The 19,269-nt window shown below is 64.2% G+C and carries 18 protein-coding genes and 2 tRNA genes; 11 read left to right on the top strand and 9 right to left on the bottom strand.

All coding sequences use genetic code 11. From position 1 onward, the window contains the following. Positions 1 to 5: 5 nt before the first annotated feature. The 3 genes from EBMC1_RS08485 to EBMC1_RS08475 form a co-directional block, all read right to left on the bottom strand. Positions 6 to 356, bottom strand: coding sequence for a DUF1294 domain-containing protein (locus EBMC1_RS08485; protein WP_003043601.1), 351 nt, complete (start codon positions 354 to 356; stop codon positions 6 to 8). Between the two features lie 41 nt (positions 357 to 397). Next, positions 398 to 856: a Holliday junction resolvase RuvX gene (ruvX, locus tag EBMC1_RS08480; protein ID WP_003043597.1), complete on the bottom strand. Its 459-nt coding sequence runs from the start codon at positions 854 to 856 to the stop codon at positions 398 to 400. Positions 857 to 974: 118 nt separating this feature from the next. Further along, entirely contained in the window at positions 975 to 2,267 is a 1,293-nt protein-coding gene (locus EBMC1_RS08475) for a DUF3089 domain-containing protein (RefSeq protein ID WP_003043594.1), read from the bottom strand. Positions 2,268 to 2,346: 79 nt separating this feature from the next. On the opposite strand from EBMC1_RS08475, the gene EBMC1_RS08470 reads away from it, so the two are divergent. From EBMC1_RS08470 to gatB, 4 genes are all read left to right on the top strand, one after another. Further along, positions 2,347 to 4,125: a DUF4153 domain-containing protein gene (locus EBMC1_RS08470; RefSeq protein WP_003043591.1), complete on the top strand. Its 1,779-nt coding sequence runs from the start codon at positions 2,347 to 2,349 to the stop codon at positions 4,123 to 4,125. Positions 4,126 to 4,226: 101 nt separating this feature from the next. Continuing rightward, positions 4,227 to 4,529 (top strand): Asp-tRNA(Asn)/Glu-tRNA(Gln) amidotransferase subunit GatC, encoded by a 303-nt coding sequence (gene gatC, locus EBMC1_RS08465; RefSeq protein ID WP_003043588.1) that lies wholly within the window; start codon positions 4,227 to 4,229, stop codon positions 4,527 to 4,529. Positions 4,530 to 4,656: 127 nt separating this feature from the next. Beyond that, a complete protein-coding gene (gatA, locus tag EBMC1_RS08460; RefSeq protein ID WP_003043585.1) occupies positions 4,657 to 6,138 on the top strand; it encodes an Asp-tRNA(Asn)/Glu-tRNA(Gln) amidotransferase subunit GatA in 1,482 nt (493 codons plus the stop codon). A 97-nt stretch (positions 6,139 to 6,235) separates the two neighbouring features. After that, positions 6,236 to 7,702 (top strand): Asp-tRNA(Asn)/Glu-tRNA(Gln) amidotransferase subunit GatB, encoded by a 1,467-nt coding sequence (gene gatB, locus EBMC1_RS08455; RefSeq protein ID WP_003043583.1) that lies wholly within the window; start codon positions 6,236 to 6,238, stop codon positions 7,700 to 7,702. A 37-nt stretch (positions 7,703 to 7,739) separates the two neighbouring features. Here the strand turns inward: gatB and EBMC1_RS08450 are convergent, their stop codons facing one another. Both EBMC1_RS08450 and EBMC1_RS08445 read right to left on the bottom strand, forming a co-directional pair. Continuing rightward, positions 7,740 to 9,434, bottom strand: a complete 1,695-nt coding sequence (locus EBMC1_RS08450) for an amidohydrolase (protein ID WP_003043581.1) — start codon at positions 9,432 to 9,434, stop codon at positions 7,740 to 7,742. A gap of 61 nt (positions 9,435 to 9,495) precedes the next feature. Then, positions 9,496 to 9,705, bottom strand: a complete 210-nt coding sequence (locus tag EBMC1_RS08445) for a hypothetical protein (RefSeq protein WP_003043579.1) — start codon at positions 9,703 to 9,705, stop codon at positions 9,496 to 9,498. Between the two features lie 169 nt (positions 9,706 to 9,874). Here EBMC1_RS08445 and EBMC1_RS08440 point away from each other — a divergent pair. Continuing rightward, positions 9,875 to 9,959: transfer RNA gene (locus tag EBMC1_RS08440), tRNA-Leu, on the top strand. Positions 9,960 to 10,047: 88 nt separating this feature from the next. Further along, the gene (tig, locus tag EBMC1_RS08435; RefSeq protein ID WP_003043576.1) at positions 10,048 to 11,619 is read left to right on the top strand and encodes a trigger factor; all 1,572 of its coding nucleotides are present in this window, start codon (positions 10,048 to 10,050) and stop codon (positions 11,617 to 11,619) included. Between the two features lie 162 nt (positions 11,620 to 11,781). Here the strand turns inward: tig and EBMC1_RS08430 are convergent, their stop codons facing one another. Further along, entirely contained in the window at positions 11,782 to 12,399 is a 618-nt protein-coding gene (locus EBMC1_RS08430) for a DNA-3-methyladenine glycosylase family protein (protein WP_003043574.1), read from the bottom strand. Positions 12,400 to 12,498: 99 nt separating this feature from the next. Between EBMC1_RS08430 and EBMC1_RS08425 the strand changes: the two genes are divergently transcribed. Next, a complete protein-coding gene (locus tag EBMC1_RS08425) occupies positions 12,499 to 12,816 on the top strand; it encodes a 2Fe-2S iron-sulfur cluster-binding protein (protein ID WP_003043571.1) in 318 nt (105 codons plus the stop codon). A 96-nt stretch (positions 12,817 to 12,912) separates the two neighbouring features. Here EBMC1_RS08425 and rlmB read toward each other — a convergent pair whose 3' ends face one another. Beyond that, positions 12,913 to 13,680: a 23S rRNA (guanosine(2251)-2'-O)-methyltransferase RlmB gene (rlmB, locus tag EBMC1_RS08420; protein ID WP_040589946.1), complete on the bottom strand. Its 768-nt coding sequence runs from the start codon at positions 13,678 to 13,680 to the stop codon at positions 12,913 to 12,915. A 79-nt stretch (positions 13,681 to 13,759) separates the two neighbouring features. Here rlmB and EBMC1_RS08415 point away from each other — a divergent pair. Next, positions 13,760 to 13,846, top strand: a tRNA-Tyr gene (locus EBMC1_RS08415). Between the two features lie 210 nt (positions 13,847 to 14,056). Further along, the gene (locus tag EBMC1_RS18640) at positions 14,057 to 14,338 is read left to right on the top strand and encodes a zinc-binding dehydrogenase (RefSeq protein ID WP_003043566.1); all 282 of its coding nucleotides are present in this window, start codon (positions 14,057 to 14,059) and stop codon (positions 14,336 to 14,338) included. A 300-nt stretch (positions 14,339 to 14,638) separates the two neighbouring features. Here the strand turns inward: EBMC1_RS18640 and EBMC1_RS08405 are convergent, their stop codons facing one another. Next, complete coding sequence (locus tag EBMC1_RS08405) at positions 14,639 to 15,568, bottom strand: MBL fold metallo-hydrolase (RefSeq protein ID WP_003043563.1); 930 nt, start codon at positions 15,566 to 15,568, stop codon at positions 14,639 to 14,641. Between the two features lie 89 nt (positions 15,569 to 15,657). On the opposite strand from EBMC1_RS08405, the gene EBMC1_RS08400 reads away from it, so the two are divergent. Further along, positions 15,658 to 16,467: a LysR family transcriptional regulator gene (locus EBMC1_RS08400; RefSeq protein ID WP_003043560.1), complete on the top strand. Its 810-nt coding sequence runs from the start codon at positions 15,658 to 15,660 to the stop codon at positions 16,465 to 16,467. A gap of 531 nt (positions 16,468 to 16,998) precedes the next feature. Then, positions 16,999 to 18,195 (top strand): glycoside hydrolase family 6 protein, encoded by a 1,197-nt coding sequence (locus EBMC1_RS08395; protein ID WP_003043556.1) that lies wholly within the window; start codon positions 16,999 to 17,001, stop codon positions 18,193 to 18,195. Positions 18,196 to 18,204: 9 nt separating this feature from the next. Here EBMC1_RS08395 and EBMC1_RS08390 read toward each other — a convergent pair whose 3' ends face one another. Beyond that, positions 18,205 to 19,266, bottom strand: coding sequence for a LacI family DNA-binding transcriptional regulator (locus EBMC1_RS08390; RefSeq protein ID WP_003043553.1), 1,062 nt, complete (start codon positions 19,264 to 19,266; stop codon positions 18,205 to 18,207). Positions 19,267 to 19,269: the final 3 nt, after the last annotated feature.

Genomic DNA, 19,269 nt, shown 5'->3' with positions numbered 1-19,269 from the left:
AGCCTTTAGGTCGCAGCGCGCAAATAGGCAAGCGCCGTGGATACGAACGGACCGAGTTTGCTCTCCGCTTCGGACAGGACGGGATCGAAGAGGCCGAACGCCCACAAGGTCAGGAGTACGACCTCCATCGCGAACAGAAAATGCATATCGTCCGCGAAGGGCTGTTTGCGCGTTTTGTGGCGAACGAGGCGCGAGGCCGCGACGGTCCCGATTGCGCCGCCGATCCTCGCCCAGTCGAGTAGCGTCGCTTCGCGGATGCGCCAAAGCCCTTTGTCGGCGCGCCGCTTGTCGATTACCATCAGCGCAAAAGCGATCAGGTTGGCGGCAATAAGCCAATAGAGAATATAGGCGGTCATTTTCGGCCGTATAACCGCGAAATACCCGCGAAATGTTAAAGTCAGCGCACCAGCGCGTCGATCGCGCCCTGCAGGATGAAGGCGGCGGCCGCGCTGTCGACGCGCTCGGCGCGCTTGGCGCGGCTGATGTCGGCGGCGATCATCGCACGCTCCACCGCGGCGGTCGACCAGCGCTCGTCCCACAACAGCAAGGGTAGCGCGAGCGGCGTGAGGTTGCGGGCGAAGGCGCGGGTGCTTTGGGTGCGCGGGCTGTCGCTGCCGTCCATGTTGAGCGGCAGGCCGACGACGATGCCGACCACCGATTGCGCGGCGATCAACGCCTTGAGAGCCTCGAAATCGACCGTGAATTTCTTGCGGACGATCGTCTTGTCAGGCGTCGCGAAGCTCCATCCCGCGTCGCACAGCGCAACACCGATCGTCTTGGTCCCGACATCGAGCCCGACAAGGCGGCCGCCACCGGGCAGGGCGGCGGCGAATTCGGAAGCGGCGGTGGTAATCATCGATCGACCCCTAATCCCAAAGCCCTGTCATTGCGAGCGAAGCGAAGCAATCGCCAGCCATCGACTTTCGACTTCACTGCTTGCTGGAGATTGCTTCGCTTTGCTCGCAATAACGTGATCAGGTCCTGGCGGGCGGGGCTGCCGCAGGCTTCGTCGGAAGGGGCAGCGCCCCAGCCGGTGGCGGAACCGGCGATGCCTTCCCCTCGAACGCGGCGAGACGCCGCAGCGCATCGGCGCGGACATTCGCCCAGAAGAGGGTGATGTCATAGACATGATAATTGTTGCCGGGCAGCACATAGCCCGCGACGACAAAATGCTGCGCCGCATCGGCGTCGCCGATCAACAGGAAGCCGCGATCGTCGTCGCATTTGGCGCCGACCTTGCCGGTGATGAGGTCGCCCTTGCGGAAGCCATCGGACGGTTTCAGCGTGCCGATATTCGCCTCCGGTCCGGCGGCGGCATCGGGCGTGCCGGTGAGCGGGTTGGTACAGAGCATGCGCGTGCCGGCGCGCGGTCGCCCGTCGAAGCCGATCGTGCCGTCATAGGCGCCGGTGACCATCGACGTATCGGCGGGCTCGGCAAAGCTTGCCCAAGACAGGATGCAGCCTTTTTGATCGGGCGTGTCGCAAGCGGGCAGGCCAAGCGCGGCCATATCGGTGTCGCGGCTGATCGGCCAGCCGATGACGTAGGCGGCCACGATACGCTTCGCGAGCGGCGTGCCCGCGATGCGGTTCTTGAGCAGCGTCGTCAGATGCAGCGCGCCCTGGCTATGGCCCGCGAGAATGATCGGCTTGTCCTTGGGAATGGCGGCCAGAAAGGCGTCGAACGCCTGTTCGACGTCGCGGTAGGCGGCGTCGATCGCCTTGCCCGCCGTTACGCGGTCTTCGGCGAGGAACGCGCCGAGCGTCGCCTGGCGATAGCGCGGCGCCCATATGGCGCCGGCATCGCCGAATGCACTTGCCATGCCGCGCACGAACAGCGTGGCGCGGTAATCGGCGTCGGCATCGCCGAGCGGCGCGTTCCAGCTCGCCTTGCTGTAATAGCTTGTCGGGTGGACGAAAAAGACCGCGGCATCGCCGAGCGGCGCGATCGGTGCCGCTCCCGATGCTTCGGCCGCCTTTGCCGGCGCAATCAGCGGACGCGCGCCCGGTTCAGGGGCGCTTGCTTCGCCGTCTTCCGCTTCGGCGGCGGGCGGCCGCCAGGCCGACGGGTCGTCGGGCAGGCCGGGGCGGGCGATCCACATTTTGGGATTGTCATAGGCGTTGGCCGCCACCGCCGCTTGCGGCACGAAATCGCTGCTCGGAACGAAGGCGACCCGCCCGAACCAGCCGGGATTGAGCTGATAGGCAATGCCGACGCCAAGTATCATCAGGATGACTGCGGCGATGAAATAAAGGAATTTGCGGGCCAAGTCGGGGCTCCATGCGGCGGGAGATACGGGTGCGCTATCTGGCTTGCGCCGCGCCATCAAACAAGCCCAGATGTGGGGTATGACCGACAGCATCGCAAGCGGCGCCGCGCCCGATTCGCCCGTGCTTTCCACTCGCCTCGACGATAGCGATCCGCCGTGGCCGCAGCGCCCCTGGGTCATGGCGGCGCTTTGCGCGACCGCGGGCCTGCTTTTCCACGCCTGCGTCGACCATGGCTATGGCGATCCACTTGACCGTTGGCGGATGGCGCTCGCGACCTTCGTCGCGGTCGCAACGCTGGTGTTCACCCTCGGCATGGAAATCCGCCGCGTGCATTGGGCCGCAGGCTTCGCGCTTCTGTGGGGCGCGATCATGGCGCTGATCGTGTGGAACGGGGCAGGCTATAATTTCGATGCCTCGCCCTTCGAATGGCCCTTCTGGTCGGGGTTGCTGGCGGTCCTGGTCGCCACGCCGCTCTTTCAGACGCGCCGCGACGTCGCGCCCGACGGACGGTTCTGGAAGCTGTGGCAGATGCCCTACGACCGGCTGCACAGCCACGCCTGGACCGACGCGGTGATCGGGGCGGCATCGCTGGCGTTCGTCGGCCTGTCCTTCCTGCTCACCGTGCTGATCGGCGAAATGTTCCACCTGATCGGCATCGACCTGATCCGCGAACTGCTGCGCGGCGAATGGTTCGGCTGGATGCTCGCGGGGGCAGCGTTCGGCGGCGCGGTCGGCCTGCTGCGGGAGCGCGACAAGCTCGTTGCGACGTTGCAGCGGCTGGTGATGATCGTGCTTTCGGTGCTCGCCCCGGTACTCGCCGCAGCGTTGCTGATATTTTTGCTGTCGCTTGTCGGGACGGGCCTGCAACCCCTGTGGCGATCGGGTTTTTCGACCGCGGCGCTGATGATGGCGGCGGCTGCCTTTGCCGTGTTGCTCGCCAATGCGTCGATCGGCAATGGCCGCGAAGAGCGTGCGGGCAACCTGTTGCTGCACGTCGCGGCGGCGGCGCTGGTCGCGGTGGTTCTGCCGCTCGCGGTCATTGCCTTTTATTCGATGCACCTGCGCGTGCTCCAATATGGCTGGACGCCCGAGCGGCTGTGGGGCGTGATCGCGGCGGTAATCGCCGTCGCTTATGGCATATCGGGGCTGTGGTCGGTCGTCCGGGGACGGCATGATTTCGACGATCTGTTGCGGCCCCTGCAACAGAAGCTGGCGATCGGGCTGGTCCTGCTTGCCGGCTTCCTGGCGCTACCAATCGTCGATTTCGGCGCGATCGCAACGCGCGATCAGCTTGCGCGGCTGGAGAATGGCAAGGTCGGTGCGGACAAGTTCGACTGGGCGGCGCTGGCGTTCGATTTCGGGCCGAGCGGGCGGCAGGCGTTGGCGCGTCTCGCCAAGTCGCCCGATAAGGCGCGCGCGAACCACGCGAAAATCGCCATGAGCGCGAAGAACCGCTGGGACCTGGGTCCGGGCGATGGCCGTGATGCGGCGGAAAATGCCTATCGCGTGACGCCGCTCGCCGACAAGGTTCGCGTTCTGCCGGCGGGGCGAAGCATGATTTCCGATGTCGAAAAAGCGATCGAGGATCAGCAATGGTGCCGCGATGCACCCTGTATTCTATACTGGCTGTCGGATCAGCGCGTCGCGGTGATCGGACGGGGGCAGGCGCGGGTGATGATGCTCGAACGCGACGCCAAGGGCCGCTGGAGCCCGAACTATGCGCTGGGCGACAGCCCGTCGCGCGGCGACACGGGGCTGACGATTGACGATCTGGTCAAGGCGCCGGTCGAACTGCGCACGGTCCAGCGCCGACAGCTTTTCGTTGGCGGCAAGTCCGTGGGCGGCAATTTCGAATAAGGGCATCAACGGATCTAGCCGCGCCGCGGCGGTCAGGATCATAGTTGATGCGGTGCGGCGAGGGTGCTAGCGGCGCTGCTTCTCCCGATAAGGCGACAGACATGGCAATCGATCAAGCAACAGTCCGGAAAATTGCGTCGCTCGCGCGCATCGCCATCACCGATGACGAAGCGGCGGCGATGGAAGGAGAACTCAACGGTATCCTCGGCTGGGTCGAGCAATTGGGCGAGGTCGATGTGACCGGCGTCGAGCCGATGACCGCCGTCATCCCGAACACGCTGCGCCTGCGTGACGATGTGGTTGACGCCGACCCGCTGACCGGCGGCAACCGCCGCGACGATATTCTTGCCAATGCGCCCGAACCGCAGCACGGCTTCTTTGGCGTGCCGAAGGTGATCGAATGATACGCCTTGCTCTTTTTCCGTTTGCCCTGACCCCGGATCAAGTCCGGGGGAAGGGCCGTTCTTCTCTTCACCGTTCGAAAAATGAAGAACGGTGCTTCGACAAGCTCAGCACGAGCGGGTTTGGGAAATGACTGATCTTACGAATCTCACCGTTGCAGAAATTCGCGACGGCCACCGCGCGGGTGATTTCTCGGCCGTCGAAGTGGCCGAGGCGTTCAACGCGAACGTCGCCGCGGCCAAGGCGCTCAACGCGTTCATCGTGGAAACGCCCGACCGCGCGATCGAGGCCGCCAAAGTGGCGGATACCGACCGCGCGGCCGGAACGCTGAAGCCGCTGTCGGGCGTTCCTATCGGCATGAAGGATCTGTTCGCGACGAACGGTGTCCAGACGACCGCCGCGAGCCATATGCTCGAAGGTTTTGTGCCGCGGTACGAATCGACCGTCAGCCAAAAATTGTGGGACGCTGGTTGCGGGATGCTCGGCAAGCTCAACCTCGACCAGTTCGCGATGGGGTCGTCGAACGAGACGAGCTATTTCGGCAATGTGATCAGCCCGTGGAGGCGCAACGACGGCGGTAATGCCGCGCTTGCGCCGGGCGGGTCCTCGGGCGGTTCGTCGGCGGCGATCGCGGCGCGGCTCTGCCCTGCGGCGACCGGCACCGACACCGGCGGTTCGATCCGCCAGCCCGCGGCTTTCGTGGGTATTTCGGGGATCAAGCCGACCTACGGCCGCTGCTCGCGCTGGGGCATCGTCGCTTTCGCCAGCTCGCTCGATCAGGCGGGGCCGATGGCGCGCGATGTCCGCGACTGCGCGATCATGCTCGAAAATATGGCGGGCTTCGATCCGAAGGATGCGACCAGCCTCGACCTGCCCGTGCCCAATTGGGAAGCGGCCTTGTCGAGTGATCTCAAAGGCAAAAAGGTCGGTATTCCGAAGGAGTATCGCCTCGAGGGCATCGATCCCGAGATCGACGCAATGTGGGACGCCGGCATCGCGATGCTGAAGGATGCGGGGGCCGAGGTCGTCGAGATCAGCCTGCCGCACACCAAATATGCGCTGCCGACCTATTATATCATCGCGCCGGCGGAGGCGTCGTCGAACCTCGCGCGCTATGACGGCGTGCGCTATGGTTTGCGCGATCTGCCGCAGGGTGCGGGGCTGCAGGACATGTACGCCGCGACGCGCGCCGACGGCTTTGGGCCCGAAGTCAAGCGCCGCATCATGATCGGCACCTATGTGCTGTCGGCGGGCTTCTACGACGCCTATTACACGCAAGCGCAGAAGGTGCGGGCGCTGATCTCGCGTGACTTTACCGCGGCGTTCGAGACGTGCGACGTGATCCTCGCGCCGACGGCGCCGTCGGCGGCGTTCGGTTTGGGCGAAAAGACCGCCGATCCGCTGTCGATGTATTTGAACGACGTGTTCGCGGTGCCCGCGAGCCTCGCGGGGCTGCCCGCGATGTCGGTCCCCGCGGCGCTGAACCGCGAAGGGCTGCCGCTCGGCTTGCAGATCATCGGCAAGGCGTTCGACGAGCAGGGCGTACTCAACGCCGGGTTGGCGATCGAGGAGCGGGCGGGCTTCACCGCGCGGGCGGAGAAGTGGTGGTGATTTAGCGGTGTGCTCCCGCGAAGGCGGGAGCCCAGAGCGGCCTAGCGCTGCCCCGCACTGGATCCCCGCCTTCGCGGGGATACAAGAAGGAACGAAGATGTCTGATTATCGCATCAAGGGCGAAACCGGCGAGTGGGAGGTCGTGATCGGCCTCGAGGTCCATGCGCAGGTCACCTCCAACGCCAAGCTGTTCTCGGGCGCCGCGACGGCGTTCGGGGCCGAGCCGAATACGCAGGTCAGCCTCGTCGACGCCGCGATGCCGGGCATGCTGCCGGTGCCGAACCGCGAGTGCATCCGCCAGGCGGTGCGCACGGGCATGGCGATCGACGCGCAGATCAACAAATGGTCGCGCTTCGACCGCAAAAATTATTTCTACGCCGACCTGCCGCAGGGCTATCAGATTTCGCAGCTTTATCATCCGCTTGTCGGCGAAGGTTCGCTGACGATCGAGGCCGACGAAAAGGCCGGAATCGCCGCCGACAAGGTGATCGGCATCGAACGCATCCATGTCGAGCAGGATGCCGGCAAGCTGATGCACGATCAGCATCCGACGATGTCGTTCGTCGATCTGAACCGTTCGGGCGTCGCGCTGATGGAGATCGTGTCGAAGCCCGACATGCGCTCGCCCGCCGAGGCCGGGGCCTATGTCCGCAAGCTGCGCGCGATCCTGCGCTATGTCGGATCGTGCGACGGCAATATGGAAGAAGGCTCGATGCGCGCCGACGTGAACGTCAGCGTCCGCAAGCCCGGCGACGAATTCGGCACGCGCACCGAGACGAAGAATGTGAACTCGGTGCGCTTCGTCATGCAGACGATCGAATATGAAGCAAAGCGCCAGGTCGAGGTGCTGGAGGCCGGCGGCACGGTCGACCAGGAAACGCGCCTCTTCAACCCCGACACCGGAACGACGCGCACGATGCGGTCGAAGGAAGACGCGCACGACTATCGCTATTTCCCCGATCCCGATCTGTTGCCGCTCGAACTCGACGATGCGTTTCTTGCGGAATGCCGCGAGTCCTTGCCCGAACTGCCCGACGCCAAGCGCGCGCGCTACTTGGGGCTGGGCATTTCGGCCTATAACGCCGACGTACTGACCGCCGAGGTCGAAAATGCCCGTTGGTTCGACGCGCTGCTCGAAACCGGCGCCGAGCCCAAGGCGGCGGCGAATTGGGTGACCAGCGAGCTGTTCGGAGCGCTCAACCGGCTCGGCAAGGACATCGGCGATTGCCCCGTGACCCCGGCGCAGGCGGGCGAACTGCTCGGCCTGGTTGCCGACGGCACGATTTCGGGCACGATTGCGAAACAGGTCTTCGAAAAGATGCTCGAAACCGGCGACGGCGCTGCCGCGATCGTCGATCGCGAGGGCCTCAAGCAGACGAGCGACACGGGCGCGATCGAGGCGGAAATCGCCAAGGTTCTTGCCGCCAATGCCGAAAAGGTCGAGCAGTATAAGGGCGGCAAGGAAGCGCTGTTCGGTTTCTTCGTCGGTCAGACGATGAAGGCGATGCAAGGCAAGGCGAACCCGCAGGTCGTGAACGAGCTGCTGAAAAAGGCACTTTCCTGAAGGCGCTGGCGATGTTGGTAGGGGAGGGCGGCCACCCTTAGTCGGCGGACGCCTTCCACACCGTCCGGCCTTCCTTCACCGTTTCCAGCACCTTGATGTCCTTGATGGCATCGACCGGCGACGCCAGCGGATTTTTGTCGAGGATCACGAAGTCGGCGAGCAGCCCGGCCTTGATACGGCCCTTGCGATTCTCCTCGAACACCTGCCACGCGGGGCCGGTCGTAAGCGCCTGCAATCCTGCATAGGCGTCAAGCCGCTGGTCGGCGCCGCTGACGACGCCGGTGGGCGAGACGCGCGCCATCGACGTCCAGAGCATGAAGCGCGTGTCGAGCGGGGTTACGCTGAAATCGCTGTGGTTCGACGCGATGAGGCCGGCTTCGCGCGCGGCACGGAAGGGACTGATGAAGTCGACCACCTCCTTCGGGAAATTGCTGCGGTGGACGTCGCCCCAATACCATGTGTGGTTTGAAAAATAGGCGGGGCCGACACCGATGCGGGCATAGGCGGGCAATTGGTCGGGGCGCTGGAACTGCGAGTGGATGACGATCGGGCGGCGATCGTCTGCCGCCTTGATCCCCAGCGCATCGAAGCCCTTGATCGCCATGTCGATCGCGGCGTCGCCATTGGCGTGGACGAATATCTGCCAGCCGCGGTCGTTGACCTTGCGGGCCAGCGTGTCGAACTCTTCCTGGCTGACGATCGGCTGCCCGTGCCACGGGTGGTCGCCGCTCGGGCTGCCGCGTTCGTAATCGCGCGTGAAATAGGCGGTCCGCGCCTGCGGGCTGCCGTCGAGGATGAATTTCACCCCTTCGATCTTCACATGGTCCTGATAGGTGCGAAATTGAATGTCGGGTTTCGCCAGCAGCGCGTCGAGACCGGTGTAGATCGGCAGCAGCGCAAGATCGATCTTGAGCCGCGCGCGGGCCGCATCGCTGGTGAAAAAGCCCAGGTCGGCGGGCGAGGTCGCGCCGTCCTGCGCATGGGTATAGCCCTCGGCGAAATAGCGCGCTTGCGCCGCATCGAGCATCGCGAGCTTCTGTTCCGCCGTCGGCTGCGGCATCGCGGGCAGCATCTGGTACATCGCCTTTTCGAGCAGCACGCCGTTCAGCCGTCCGGTGTCGTCGCGCAGCATCAGTCCGCCCGGCGGCGGCTGGCTTGCATCCGACAGTCCCGCCGCGGCGAGTGCCGCGCTGTTCGCGACGAGCCCGTGGAGCGAGATGTGCAGCAGGACGATCTTGTGATCGGGCGATACCGCGTCGAGCTCGGCGCGGGTGATATGGCGCCGCTCTTTCAGCGCTTCGTCATTATATTGCCAGACGACGACCCAGCCGCCCTTCGGAATGGCGCGCCGCGCGATAAAATCGCGGACCACGCCTTGCAGGCCGGCGATGTCGGTGACGGGCGGCAGCGACTTGTCCCACAGGTCGAGCCCGCCCGCCATCTGGAGCGCGACGGCGAAATGCGAATGGGCATCGACGAAGCCCGGCAGCATTGTCGCGCCGGCAAGATCGTGGATCAGGGCATCCTTGCCCGCGGCCCGACGCGCGCCCTTTTCGTCGCCAACGAAAAGGATCTTTCCGTCCTTGGCGACGACGGCCTTGGCCAGATGTGGCGTGTCGCCGTCCATCGTGACGATCGGTCCGCCGCGATAGATGGTCGGGCGATCCTGTGCGCCGGCCGACTGTGTGGCCAGCGCGGTAAAAAGGGCTAACGCCCCGATGATCTTTTTCATATCCCTCTCTCCCGCCGCCTTCTTGGCGGCGGGGAAGGGGAACGGTCAAGCGCTTAGCAAGCTAAATGTGCTGCGGCGGTGCTTCGTCGGGCCCGCGGCCAGGCTCATCGATATCGCCGCCGCCGGGGCTTCCGGGTATTTCCTGCGGCTGCCCCGCGGGGTCCTCGTGCGGCGTCGGCTGCACCGGTTGTTCGGGCGGCGACTGCGGCTCGATGACATCGGGCTTGGGCTTGGGAAGGGGGTCGGGCAGGCTATTGGTGCCGCTGGTCATGATCGTCTCCTCAGACTCGATCAACCTATAGCCGTCTTCATCGTTCCGCTCACGGAATATCGCGGCCTTCCGCCCTTGCCCTCGGCCACGCGTCTGCTATAGCCCCGCCCGGCCCGCACGGGCGTGCGCGGCACAGCGCATGGATTCGTGCACCCGGCCGACAGCTCATGCGGGCGTGGCGGAATTGGTAGACGCGCTGGTTTTAGGTACCAGTATCGCAAGATGTGGGGGTTCGAGTCCCTTCGCCCGCACCATGTCCGCAAGAGCGAGGTCGGATAGAAGAACCCAGCTTTCGGGCCGGGTTTGCGATAAGAGATTTTGAGCAAGGATAAGACCAAGGCAATGAAGACCGTCGAAACGCTGAACGAAGGCCTGAAGCGCGAATATCGCCTGACCATCACCGCGAAGGACATCGACGCGCGCGTCGATGACGAAGTCAAGGCGATCGCGCCGACCGTGCGCATGCCCGGCTTTCGCCCCGGCAAGGTGCCGCCGAACCTGATCCGCAAGATGCACGGCGAAGCGCTGTCGGCCGACGCGCTGAACAAGGCGATCGACGCCGGCGTGCGCGATCTGATGACGAAGGAAAAGCTTCGTCCGGCGCTCCAGCCCGCTGTGAGCCTGGAAGACGGCTATGAGCGCGGCAAGGATGCCGAACTGACGGTTGCGCTCGAAGTGCTGCCCGAAATCGAAGCGCCGTCGATCGACGGGCTGAAGCTCGAACGCTTGACCGTCGCGGCCGACGATGCCGCCGTAATGGCCAAGATCGAGGAATTCGCGGCGCAGATGAAGCGCTTTGAAGATGCGCCCAAGACGAAGAAGGCCGCGACCGGCGATCAGGTCATCATCGACTTCGCCGGCAGCGTCGATGGCGTCGCCTTCGACGGCGGCACCGGCGAAGACATGGCGGTCGAAATCGGTTCGGGCCAGCTCATCCCCGGTTTCGAGGATCAGCTCGTCGGTGTGAAGGTCGGTGACGAAAAGACCGTGAAGGTCAGCTTCCCCGACGAGTATCCGGTCGAAAATCTGAAGGGCAAGCCCGCCGAATTCGCCGTGACGGTGAAGGAAGTGAAGGTTCCGGCCAAAACCGCGATCGACGACGAGTTTGCCAAGTCGCTCGGCCTCGAGAGCCTTGAGAAGCTCAAGGAGCTGATGCAGGGCCAGGTCGAACAGGAACTCAACGGCCTGACGCGCACCTATATGAAGCGCAAGCTGCTCGACCAGCTCGCCGCGAGCCACGATTTCGACGTGCCCCCGACGATGGTCGAAGCCGAATTCGGCCAGATCTGGCAGCAGCTCGAACATGAAGCGAGCCACGAAGCCGATCCCGAGGCGGCGAAGGCTGAACTCGAAAAGGATCGCGACGAATATCGCAGCATCGCGGTGCGCCGCGTCCGCCTTGGCCTCCTCCTCTCCGAAATCGGTCAGGCGCATGGCGTACAGGTCAGCCCGCAGGAAATGCAGCGTCTGGTCATGCAGGCGGCGCAGCAGTATCGCCCCGAAGACCGTCAGCGCTTCGTCGAATATGTCCAGCAGGACGCGCTCGCCGCGGCGCAGCTTCGCGCTCCGCTGTACGAAGACAAGGTCGTCGACTTCCTGTTCGAAAAGGCGGAAATCAGCGATCGCGAAGTGACCCGCGAAGAGCTGGAAGCCGCGATCGAGGCTGACGACGATCATGTCCATGGTCCGGGCTGTGGCCACGACCATGATCATGACGCCAAGCCCGCCAAGAAGGCGGCCGCGAAAAAGCCCGCTGCCAAGAAGGACGCGGTGAAGGAAGAAGCCAAGGCCGAGAAGGCCGAAGCTCCGGCCAAGAAGGCGCCGGCGAAGAAGGCAGCGGCCAAGGCCGACGCCGAGGAAAAGCCGGCAGCCGCCAAGAAGGCGCCCGCCAAAAAGGCCGCCGCCAAGAAATAAGCCTTATATCAGGTGAACAAAAAGGCCGGGCGGCGTTTCTCTGCCCGGCCTTTTTTGTGTCTGGGGGATTCGAATGATATCGGCGACGCCAGCGCGTGCGGGGCGATCATTCTTTGGCGGCGTTCCCGAAGGACCTCATCGGCGCGTCAGGCTCCACCAATGTCAGATCACATCCATATTGTAACAATGCCAGCTGAAGATGGCGGCGGCGCCGCGGTGAGGACGCCAGGCCTCGCCGATTTCGCGGACACGCTTCTCGCTCGGGCGTGCGTCGAGCCGAAGGATGCGGCCAACGGCTTCCTGCACCGCAAGGTCGCCGGCAGGCCAGATGTCGGGGCGCCCTTCGGCAAAGAGAAGATAGATTTCGGCCGACCAGCGTCCGATGCCCTTGACCTTGGTCAGCAGCGCGATCGCCTCTTCATCGTCGGCGGGGAGGGCGGCGAAGTCGAGTTCGCCATCGAGTACGAGCTGCGCCAGACTTTTGGCATAGCCCTGTTTTTGCGCCGACAGGCCGCAGGCACGAAGGGCATCAAACTCCGCGGCCGCCATTACCTCGGCGGGGCAACCCGCCCCGAACCCCGCCTCCAGCTTGTTCCAGATCGAGGTTGCCGCTGCAACGCTGACCTGCTGGCCGACGATGGTACGGAGCAACGTCGTATAGCCGGGCTCGCGGATGCGCGGTTCGGGATAGCCGGCATTGCCCAGCGCGCGGGCAAAATTCGGCTCGCGCGCCGCAAGCGCATCGATCCCGGCGTTCAATTGCTCCTGCGACAGCCCCATCGATATTCTCCTTTTGTTCCGACTGCCGTCATTAGCAACGCTTGATTTGCCACGCAACGCACGACATAGCCCAGCCGAATCGAAACTATGGGGACGAGCATGGCCAAGCTGATTGTCGTGACGCGCGACGGAACCGAACATGAAATCGAAGGCGATACCAGCCTGACCGTGATGGAAAATATCCGCGACGCCGGTTTCGACGAACTGCTCGCGCTGTGCGGCGGCTGCTGCTCGTGCGCGACCTGCCACGTCCATGTCGAGGCGGGCGACGCCGCGGCGCTTCCGGCGATGAGCGAGGACGAGAATGATCTGCTCGATTCGACCAGCGACCGCGACGACACCTCGCGCCTGTCGTGCCAGATTCCGTTCAGCGACGCGCTCGACGGGCTGAAGGTGCGGATCGCCGCCGAGGATTGATCCCATTCGTCATCCCGGCGAAGGCCGGGATCTCGACGGTTCAGCTATAACGCGAAGTTGAGACCCCGGCCTTCGCCGGGGTGACTGCTCATGGGCTCAGGCTCCAGCCGTCGCGACCGCGTAGAGCGCGATCGCTGCAGCATTCGAGATGTTGAGGCTCTCCATCCGCGGCGAGATGGGGAGCTTTGCCAGCACGTCGCAATGTTCCATGACATTGTGCCGCATACCGTCGCCTTCGGACCCGAGCACCAGCGCGACCTTGCTGCCGTCAAGCGTGTCGCCCAGCGTCGTTTCGGTGTCGCCGGTCAGTCCGATTCGCCAATATTGCGCTTCGGCGATTTCCTCGAGCGCCCGCGACAGATTGACGACGCGCACCCACGGCACAGTTTCGAGCGCGCCCGATGCCGAGCGGGCGATCACGCCGCTTTCGGGCGGGCTGTGGCGGTCCTGCGTAACGATCGCCGCGGCGTCGAAGGCCGCGGCGGAGCGCAACACGGCGCCGATATTGTGCGGATCGGTGACCTGGTCGAGGACGACGATCGGCCGCTTGCTCTCCGCATCGACTTCGTCCTGCAAAAGATCGCCGAGATAGATTTCGTCGAGCGGATCGACCTCGATCACCAAGCCCTGATGCGGAGCATCGCGCGCAACGAGCCGCGCCAAGTCGGCAACGTCGGCAAAACTGATGGGAACAACCGGCGGCAAATCGAGCTGGCCGAGTGCTTCGCGCGTCCCCCAGATTCGCTTGACGCGACGTTCGGGGTTGGCGAGCGCGGCCAGAACGGCGTGGCGTCCCCAGAAACGGACGCCCTGACCGCGCGGAGTCTGCCCCTGCGGGCGGCGATGACGGGAAAATTGTCTCATAGCGGCGGCCTTTCCCATGACTGCCATTGACAGGCAAGACTCCTTTCGCCATTGGACCGCTTCCCAACGCGGACCCCATGGACAGGTGGCCGAGTGGTTAAAGGCAGCAGACTGTAAATCTGCCCGGGTTTCCCGTACGCTGGTTCGAATCCAGCCCTGTCCACCACTCTCTGGTCCGAGGGCATCCACAGAAACCCCGCAGACGTCAACGCCGTGCTCATTCCCGACGGCGTATCGGAGGAGCAGGCGCTCCTGATGACCGACGCGCTTGCGACCGCATGGTTCGGCGCGCGCAGCCCCGATATCTTGCCGGGCAGCAGCGTCGCGGTAATCGGGCTAGGGCCGATCGGGCTGATGGTGATCGAGCGCCTCCATCATGGGCGCGCATATCGCCTATGCGATCGACCCGGTCGCCGAGCGGCGTGTGCTGGCGGAGGAGGCCGGCGCTATTGCGCTCCATCCGGGCGAGGCGGTCGAGATGATCCGCGAGGCGACTAAGGGGCGCAAACCCGACTGCGCGATTGCGGTCTTTGGACGCGATGAGACGGTTGATCTCGCGCTGCGCCTCGTCCGCGCGCGGGATACCGTTTCGGTCATCGGTGTGCAGCAATCGCAACGCTACGCCTTTCCGCTTGAACTTTTTTTGCAGCGGGCCTGACGTTCAGGGCTGGGACGTGCTCGGTCCCAGAGGAGCTTCCCACCCTGTTCCCGCTGGTGCAGGCGGGACGCCCGCGGCCCGAGAAATATATCAGCCACCGTTTTGCCATTGAGCGAAGGGGCCAAGGCGCATCAGTTGTTCGATACGCGAGATGGCGGTGCTATCAAGTTGGTCCTGACCCCAGGCTAAGCAATCCCGCCGCAATCGGGGATTTACTCTAACCCGATTTAGTTGGCGGTGCATTGATCCCCTGTCGAGACGGTCCGGCAATTGCTGGATGAGGCTGGCGGCGGCTGCCGGTCATTGCGTTTCAGCCTTTGCGGATTTCATCAGGCGCTCTGCGATCAGCCGGTCGAACCAGCGATTATCATGACTGGGGACGATCACCAGCGCCGGTTCACGAAGATGCAGGTCATGGAGCGCGCGCAGCTGCCGCAAGACTTGGCCGCGCTCTTCCTTGGGATCGAACATGAGCCACTGCAGGAATCGCGGGCGGGTGCGCAGTTTCGTGATGTCGTCAAAACTCCACGCAATGTCTCCGATGAAAAGATACTCCCTGCCGTTGGCGAGGCGGACGAGAATGATGATGCTGCCCGGCGAGTGACCTGGCGCAGGAACTGCTGCGATCCCGGGCGCAATATGCGTGGCCCCGTCGATTGGCGTGGCCGCGAGGGAGCCGATCGCCTCTGCGATCGCTTGGGACCCGCTATGACGAAGGAGGCCGTAGCGCTGCGCTTCGGGAAAGCGAAATCGATCGGCGAATGCGCCGAACGCAGGATGGCGCACGACCGCCATGACATGGTCCTTATGTTCATGGGTCAGGATCACTTGATCCGCCTGCGCGATTCGGTCGAGCAGCAGGGCGTAAGCCGCATCGTCAAATCGCGCCGCAGCCTTGTCACCAATTGCCATCGCGGTCTCGCGATCCGCGGCCGCATCGATCATCACGCGGCTGTCCCGATAGCGGATGCCGAACGCGGTGTAGGCCATCTCGAATTTTCCCAGGCTGCCTCCGGCTTCCACCGCGAACATCGGCGCCGTACCCTGCCCGGTACGATAAAGTTCGACCTCACGGGGCAGATGCCTCGCATCATCTGCGGCGATCACCGTGCGGAGCGCCTCGAGCGGTATCGCATCGTCCGCCTCTCGCGGGGCGCGGCTGTCGAAGACATACCACCAGATTGCAGCGACGAACGCGATGCCCAAAAGCGTGATTGCGGTCTTGACCATGACGGTTCCTCTGATTGACGAACCCCGCATGACCGATTGCGATATCGTCGAAAAATATATTATATAGATGAATGATATAGGACAGGCCTATGGATCTCCGTTCTCTGCGCTATTTCGTCGCCTCCTTCGAAGAGGGTTCGATCAGCGGTGCCGCACGCCGCTGCAATGTGGCGCAACCGTCGGTGTCGCACGCCGTGCAGAAGCTCGAAGCCGTGCTCGGGGCCCAGCTTTTTCAAAGATCCGTGACTGGGCTGACACCGACACCCGCGGGGATCGCGTTCGCGAACCGCGCCCGCGCCATCCTCGCCGATGTGGCCGGACTCAAGGCGAGTATCAGCCGGAAAGAGGCGCCTGCGGCAATCGTGCGGCTTTTCGTCCACCCGACCGTCGCGCTGCGAAAGCTCGCTTGCATTTTCGAAGCAATCGGCACCGGCCCTGAAGTCGATCTGCGATTGGTCGCGGATCGGGGCGAGGCCGATCTCGCGATCGTTCCCGGCGAGGGCGATCGCCGCGAACAACCCCTCTGGGCGGAACGTTATGAATTGCTGATGGCGGCGAAGGATCCGCTTGCGCGGCGCGAACGGCTCCGGATTGCCGATCTCGTCGGCATGCGGATGATCGCGCGGTGCGCGTGCGAGCGACCGCACATCCTCCCCAGAGACGTGATCAAACCGATCATCGTCGCGCAGGCACATGACGAAGAGAGCGTTCTGGCGCTCGTGTCGGCCGGCATCGGTTTGGCCGTCGTTCCTGGATATGATTCAGACACTCCAGAGATCGTGGCCCGGCAAGTGGAAGGGTTCGCCGTCGAACGATGGGTCGTTGCAGTCGGCAATCCCGCGTTGGTGGAACGTGCGCGGAAGGCCGTACGGGACGCTCAACTGCCCTTGTCGCTCTAACCGGATTGTCGACCGGGCAGGCGTGACGCCACGATGTCCCCATTTCGCTGACGAATTGGCGCCGCGTTGCGAGACGGTCGGCCTTCATCCGCAGGTCCGACATCCTCACCTGACGTACGCAGGCGGGGGTCCTCGCTCGCCGGGAAGCCGAACGCTGTGGATATCCTCCTTAGCCGGCGAACCGCCGACAACACTAATGGACGAGATCGCCAACATCCTGCGCCGGGGCGCGACGGCGCAAATAGCGGGCAAGTTCTGCGCGATGGGCGTTATAGATCGCCTCAACGCGCGCCCCGGCGCAAAGGCATTGCCAAATCGTCAGGTCGCAAGGGGTCGCATTCCGCGATGCCGCACCTGCGTTGCTTCTCGTCGAACTCTTTCTCGGCGACCGGTCCGATGCGAACGTAATTGTTTAACAGTCCCTGATCGCGATGCATCTTGCGCGCGCGGACCGCCGACCCCTATCAGTCTTCACGCATCGGCTAACAAAGGTGGGAATGATACATGCGGCAGCCTGGTGGGGAAGGCACTATGAGACGGTTTTTTATCGCGGCTTTGCTGGCGTCGTTCGCGATTTTCGCGCCTGCGGCCGCGGCGCAGACGCCATCATTGTTCGTTGATACCAGAAGTACGACGGTAGAGGCTGCCGGCAGGCTGAATGGACCTGCCAAAGACGATGCGCTTTTCCTTGCCAGGTTTCCCTCCGCGTCGTGGCTCGCTTATGGTTCACCGGATATCGTCGAGGCAAAGGCGCGCGATATCGTCAGCCGCGCCTTGGCAGCAAGGCAGGTGCCGGTTCTGGTGGCCTATAATATCCCCTATCGCGATTGTGCGCTCTATTCGGCGGGTGGGGCGGCCGACAGCGGAGCCTATCACGACTGGATCGGCGGGCTGGCGCGCGGGATCGGAGACCGTTCGGCGATCGTGATTTTGGAACCGGACGGGCTTGGCGTCATTCCATGGCATCGGACGCTTACCGGCGAATTCGAGGGTTGCCGGCCTGAAGGGCAGGGCGAAGCCGCGGCGGCCCGGCGCTATGAGGAACTGCGCGGCGCTGTCGCGATCCTGTCTGCGCTGCCGAACGTTCATATCTATCTGGACGGCACCGGCAGCGGGTGGCTGGCGCCCGGAGAGATCGCCGTTCGGCTGATCAGGGCAGATGTCGCCAAAGCCTCGGGCTTCTTTCTCAACGTCTCGAATTTCGAGAGCGATGACCGCATTATCCCCTATGCGCGGTGGGTGAGTGACTGCATTGCGCTAGTTACCAGAGGCGGACTCGATCCGCGCGAATGTCCAAGCCAGTTCAGCCCGGCAAGCTTCGAAAATACCGCAAGCTGGAAGATGACCGATGCGGCCTATGATCGGCTCTTTGCCAAGCTGCGACTGACGCGCGCGCCGGATCGGCAAAAGCATGCGGTGATTGATACGAGCCGCAACGGCCAAGGGTCGTGGTATCCACCCGCCGGCAAATATCGCGATGCGGAGGTCTGGTGCAACCCTCCCGGTCGCGGACTGGGACGACTGCCCTCGCTGGAAAGCGGGAACCGCTATGTCGATGCCTTCCTGTGGATCAAGGTGCCCGGTGAGTCCGACGGCGCGTGCCTGCGCGGGACGGCGGGACCCGTCGACCCCGAACGTTCGGTCGAGGCGCCGCCCGCCGGGCAGTGGTTTGCAGCGCAGGCGCGCGAACTGATCGAACTGGCCAATCCGCCGCTTGCGTCCGAATGAGTCGCTTGTTCAGGCGGCGGCGGGTGCTGCGGTCGACGCGCGTACCAGCAACTCATGCGCATGGTCGCGCCGCTCCGGCCCCGCAACATCGCCTTTTTGGTCGATAGAGGCAATCAGCCGATCCGCGGCGTCCCAGGCCATTTGGCGCACCGGCTGGTTGACGGTTGTAAGTTGCGGCCAAGCGGTACGCGAGACTTCCGAATTGTCGAACCCTGCCACCGAAAGGTCTGCGGGGACCGATAGGCCAAGATCGCGCGCTGCGGCGACGGCCGCCGCGGCCATATCGTCATTCTGCGCCAGGATGGCGGTGGGACGCGGTGACAGCGAGAGCAGAGTCCGCGCGACGCGGTAGCCGACGTCATAGGTGAAATCGCCGGTGACGATCAGCCTGTCGTCGATAGCCGCGCCCGCTTCGTCGAACGCGCGTCGATAGCCTTCCATCCGGCCCATGCTGGCCGCGTGCGAAGGATCGCCAAGGATGATGCCGATGCGCCGATGTCCAAGCGACAGGAGATGGGCCGCTACCTCTTGGCCCGCAGCGACTTCATCCATTGTCACCACAATGCCGCGCTCGAGGTCGCGGTGGGGCGTGATCCGCGCATAGGGCAGCTTTTGCCGGTCGAGCATGTCGAGTAACAGGGGTTGGTCGCAGGCGGGGGGCGCAAGGAGGACGCCATCGAGCCCCGCGCGGAGCAAAAGCTTCCCCAGTTCTTCCGGACGGCTCGCGACATGGTTGAAGGGAAGGACAACCAGCCGGTAGCGCCCGTCCTCAAGGCGCCCGAGCGCGCCGTTCTGCAGGTCGACGACATAGCTAGGGCTCGGACGTTCGTAAGTAAGGCCGATAAGAAAGGACCGGCGTGCAATCAGGCTCTGGGCGGCGAGATTGGGATGATAGTCGAGTTCGGCCGCCGCCGCCTTCACCTTTTGGCGAACGGCCTCGCTCACATGGGGAGCGTCGTTGAGCGCGCGCGAAACAGTCTTGGGCGTGACGCCGGCGACGCGCGCTATATCGACGATGGTAGTTCGCTTGGAAATCGGCCCCTCTCCCCGCTGCGCCAGAGGACCGATCACGGT

Origin of the sequence: Sphingopyxis sp. MC1 (genome assembly GCF_000371385.1) — a bacterium.
Taxonomy (GTDB): Bacteria; Pseudomonadota; Alphaproteobacteria; order Sphingomonadales; family Sphingomonadaceae; genus Sphingopyxis; species Sphingopyxis terrae.
The sequence above is the reverse complement of the archived record's forward strand: the minus strand, read 5'-3'. Positions and strand labels throughout refer to the sequence as shown.

Excerpts from the sequence above, each read along its gene's own strand:
- EBMC1_RS08485 (WP_003043601.1), bottom strand. The coding sequence starts at position 356 with ATGACCGCCTATATTCTCTATTGGCTTATTGCCGCCAACCTGATCGCT.
- ruvX (WP_003043597.1), bottom strand. The coding sequence starts at position 856 with ATGATTACCACCGCCGCTTCCGAATTCGCCGCCGCCCTGCCCGGTGGC.
- EBMC1_RS08470 (WP_003043591.1), top strand. The coding sequence starts at position 2,347 with ATGACCGACAGCATCGCAAGCGGCGCCGCGCCCGATTCGCCCGTGCTT.
- gatC (WP_003043588.1), top strand. The coding sequence starts at position 4,227 with ATGGCAATCGATCAAGCAACAGTCCGGAAAATTGCGTCGCTCGCGCGC.
- gatA (WP_003043585.1), top strand. The coding sequence starts at position 4,657 with ATGACTGATCTTACGAATCTCACCGTTGCAGAAATTCGCGACGGCCAC.
- gatB (WP_003043583.1), top strand. The coding sequence starts at position 6,236 with ATGTCTGATTATCGCATCAAGGGCGAAACCGGCGAGTGGGAGGTCGTG.
- EBMC1_RS08450 (WP_003043581.1), bottom strand. The coding sequence starts at position 9,434 with ATGAAAAAGATCATCGGGGCGTTAGCCCTTTTTACCGCGCTGGCCACA.
- EBMC1_RS08445 (WP_003043579.1), bottom strand. The coding sequence starts at position 9,705 with ATGACCAGCGGCACCAATAGCCTGCCCGACCCCCTTCCCAAGCCCAAG.
- tig (WP_003043576.1), top strand. The coding sequence starts at position 10,048 with ATGAAGACCGTCGAAACGCTGAACGAAGGCCTGAAGCGCGAATATCGC.
- EBMC1_RS08430 (WP_003043574.1), bottom strand. The coding sequence starts at position 12,399 with ATGGGGCTGTCGCAGGAGCAATTGAACGCCGGGATCGATGCGCTTGCG.
- EBMC1_RS08425 (WP_003043571.1), top strand. The coding sequence starts at position 12,499 with ATGGCCAAGCTGATTGTCGTGACGCGCGACGGAACCGAACATGAAATC.
- rlmB (WP_040589946.1), bottom strand. The coding sequence starts at position 13,680 with ATGAGACAATTTTCCCGTCATCGCCGCCCGCAGGGGCAGACTCCGCGC.
- EBMC1_RS18640 (WP_003043566.1), top strand. The coding sequence starts at position 14,057 with ATGGGCGCGCATATCGCCTATGCGATCGACCCGGTCGCCGAGCGGCGT.
- EBMC1_RS08405 (WP_003043563.1), bottom strand. The coding sequence starts at position 15,568 with ATGGTCAAGACCGCAATCACGCTTTTGGGCATCGCGTTCGTCGCTGCA.
- EBMC1_RS08400 (WP_003043560.1), top strand. The coding sequence starts at position 15,658 with ATGGATCTCCGTTCTCTGCGCTATTTCGTCGCCTCCTTCGAAGAGGGT.
- EBMC1_RS08395 (WP_003043556.1), top strand. The coding sequence starts at position 16,999 with ATGAGACGGTTTTTTATCGCGGCTTTGCTGGCGTCGTTCGCGATTTTC.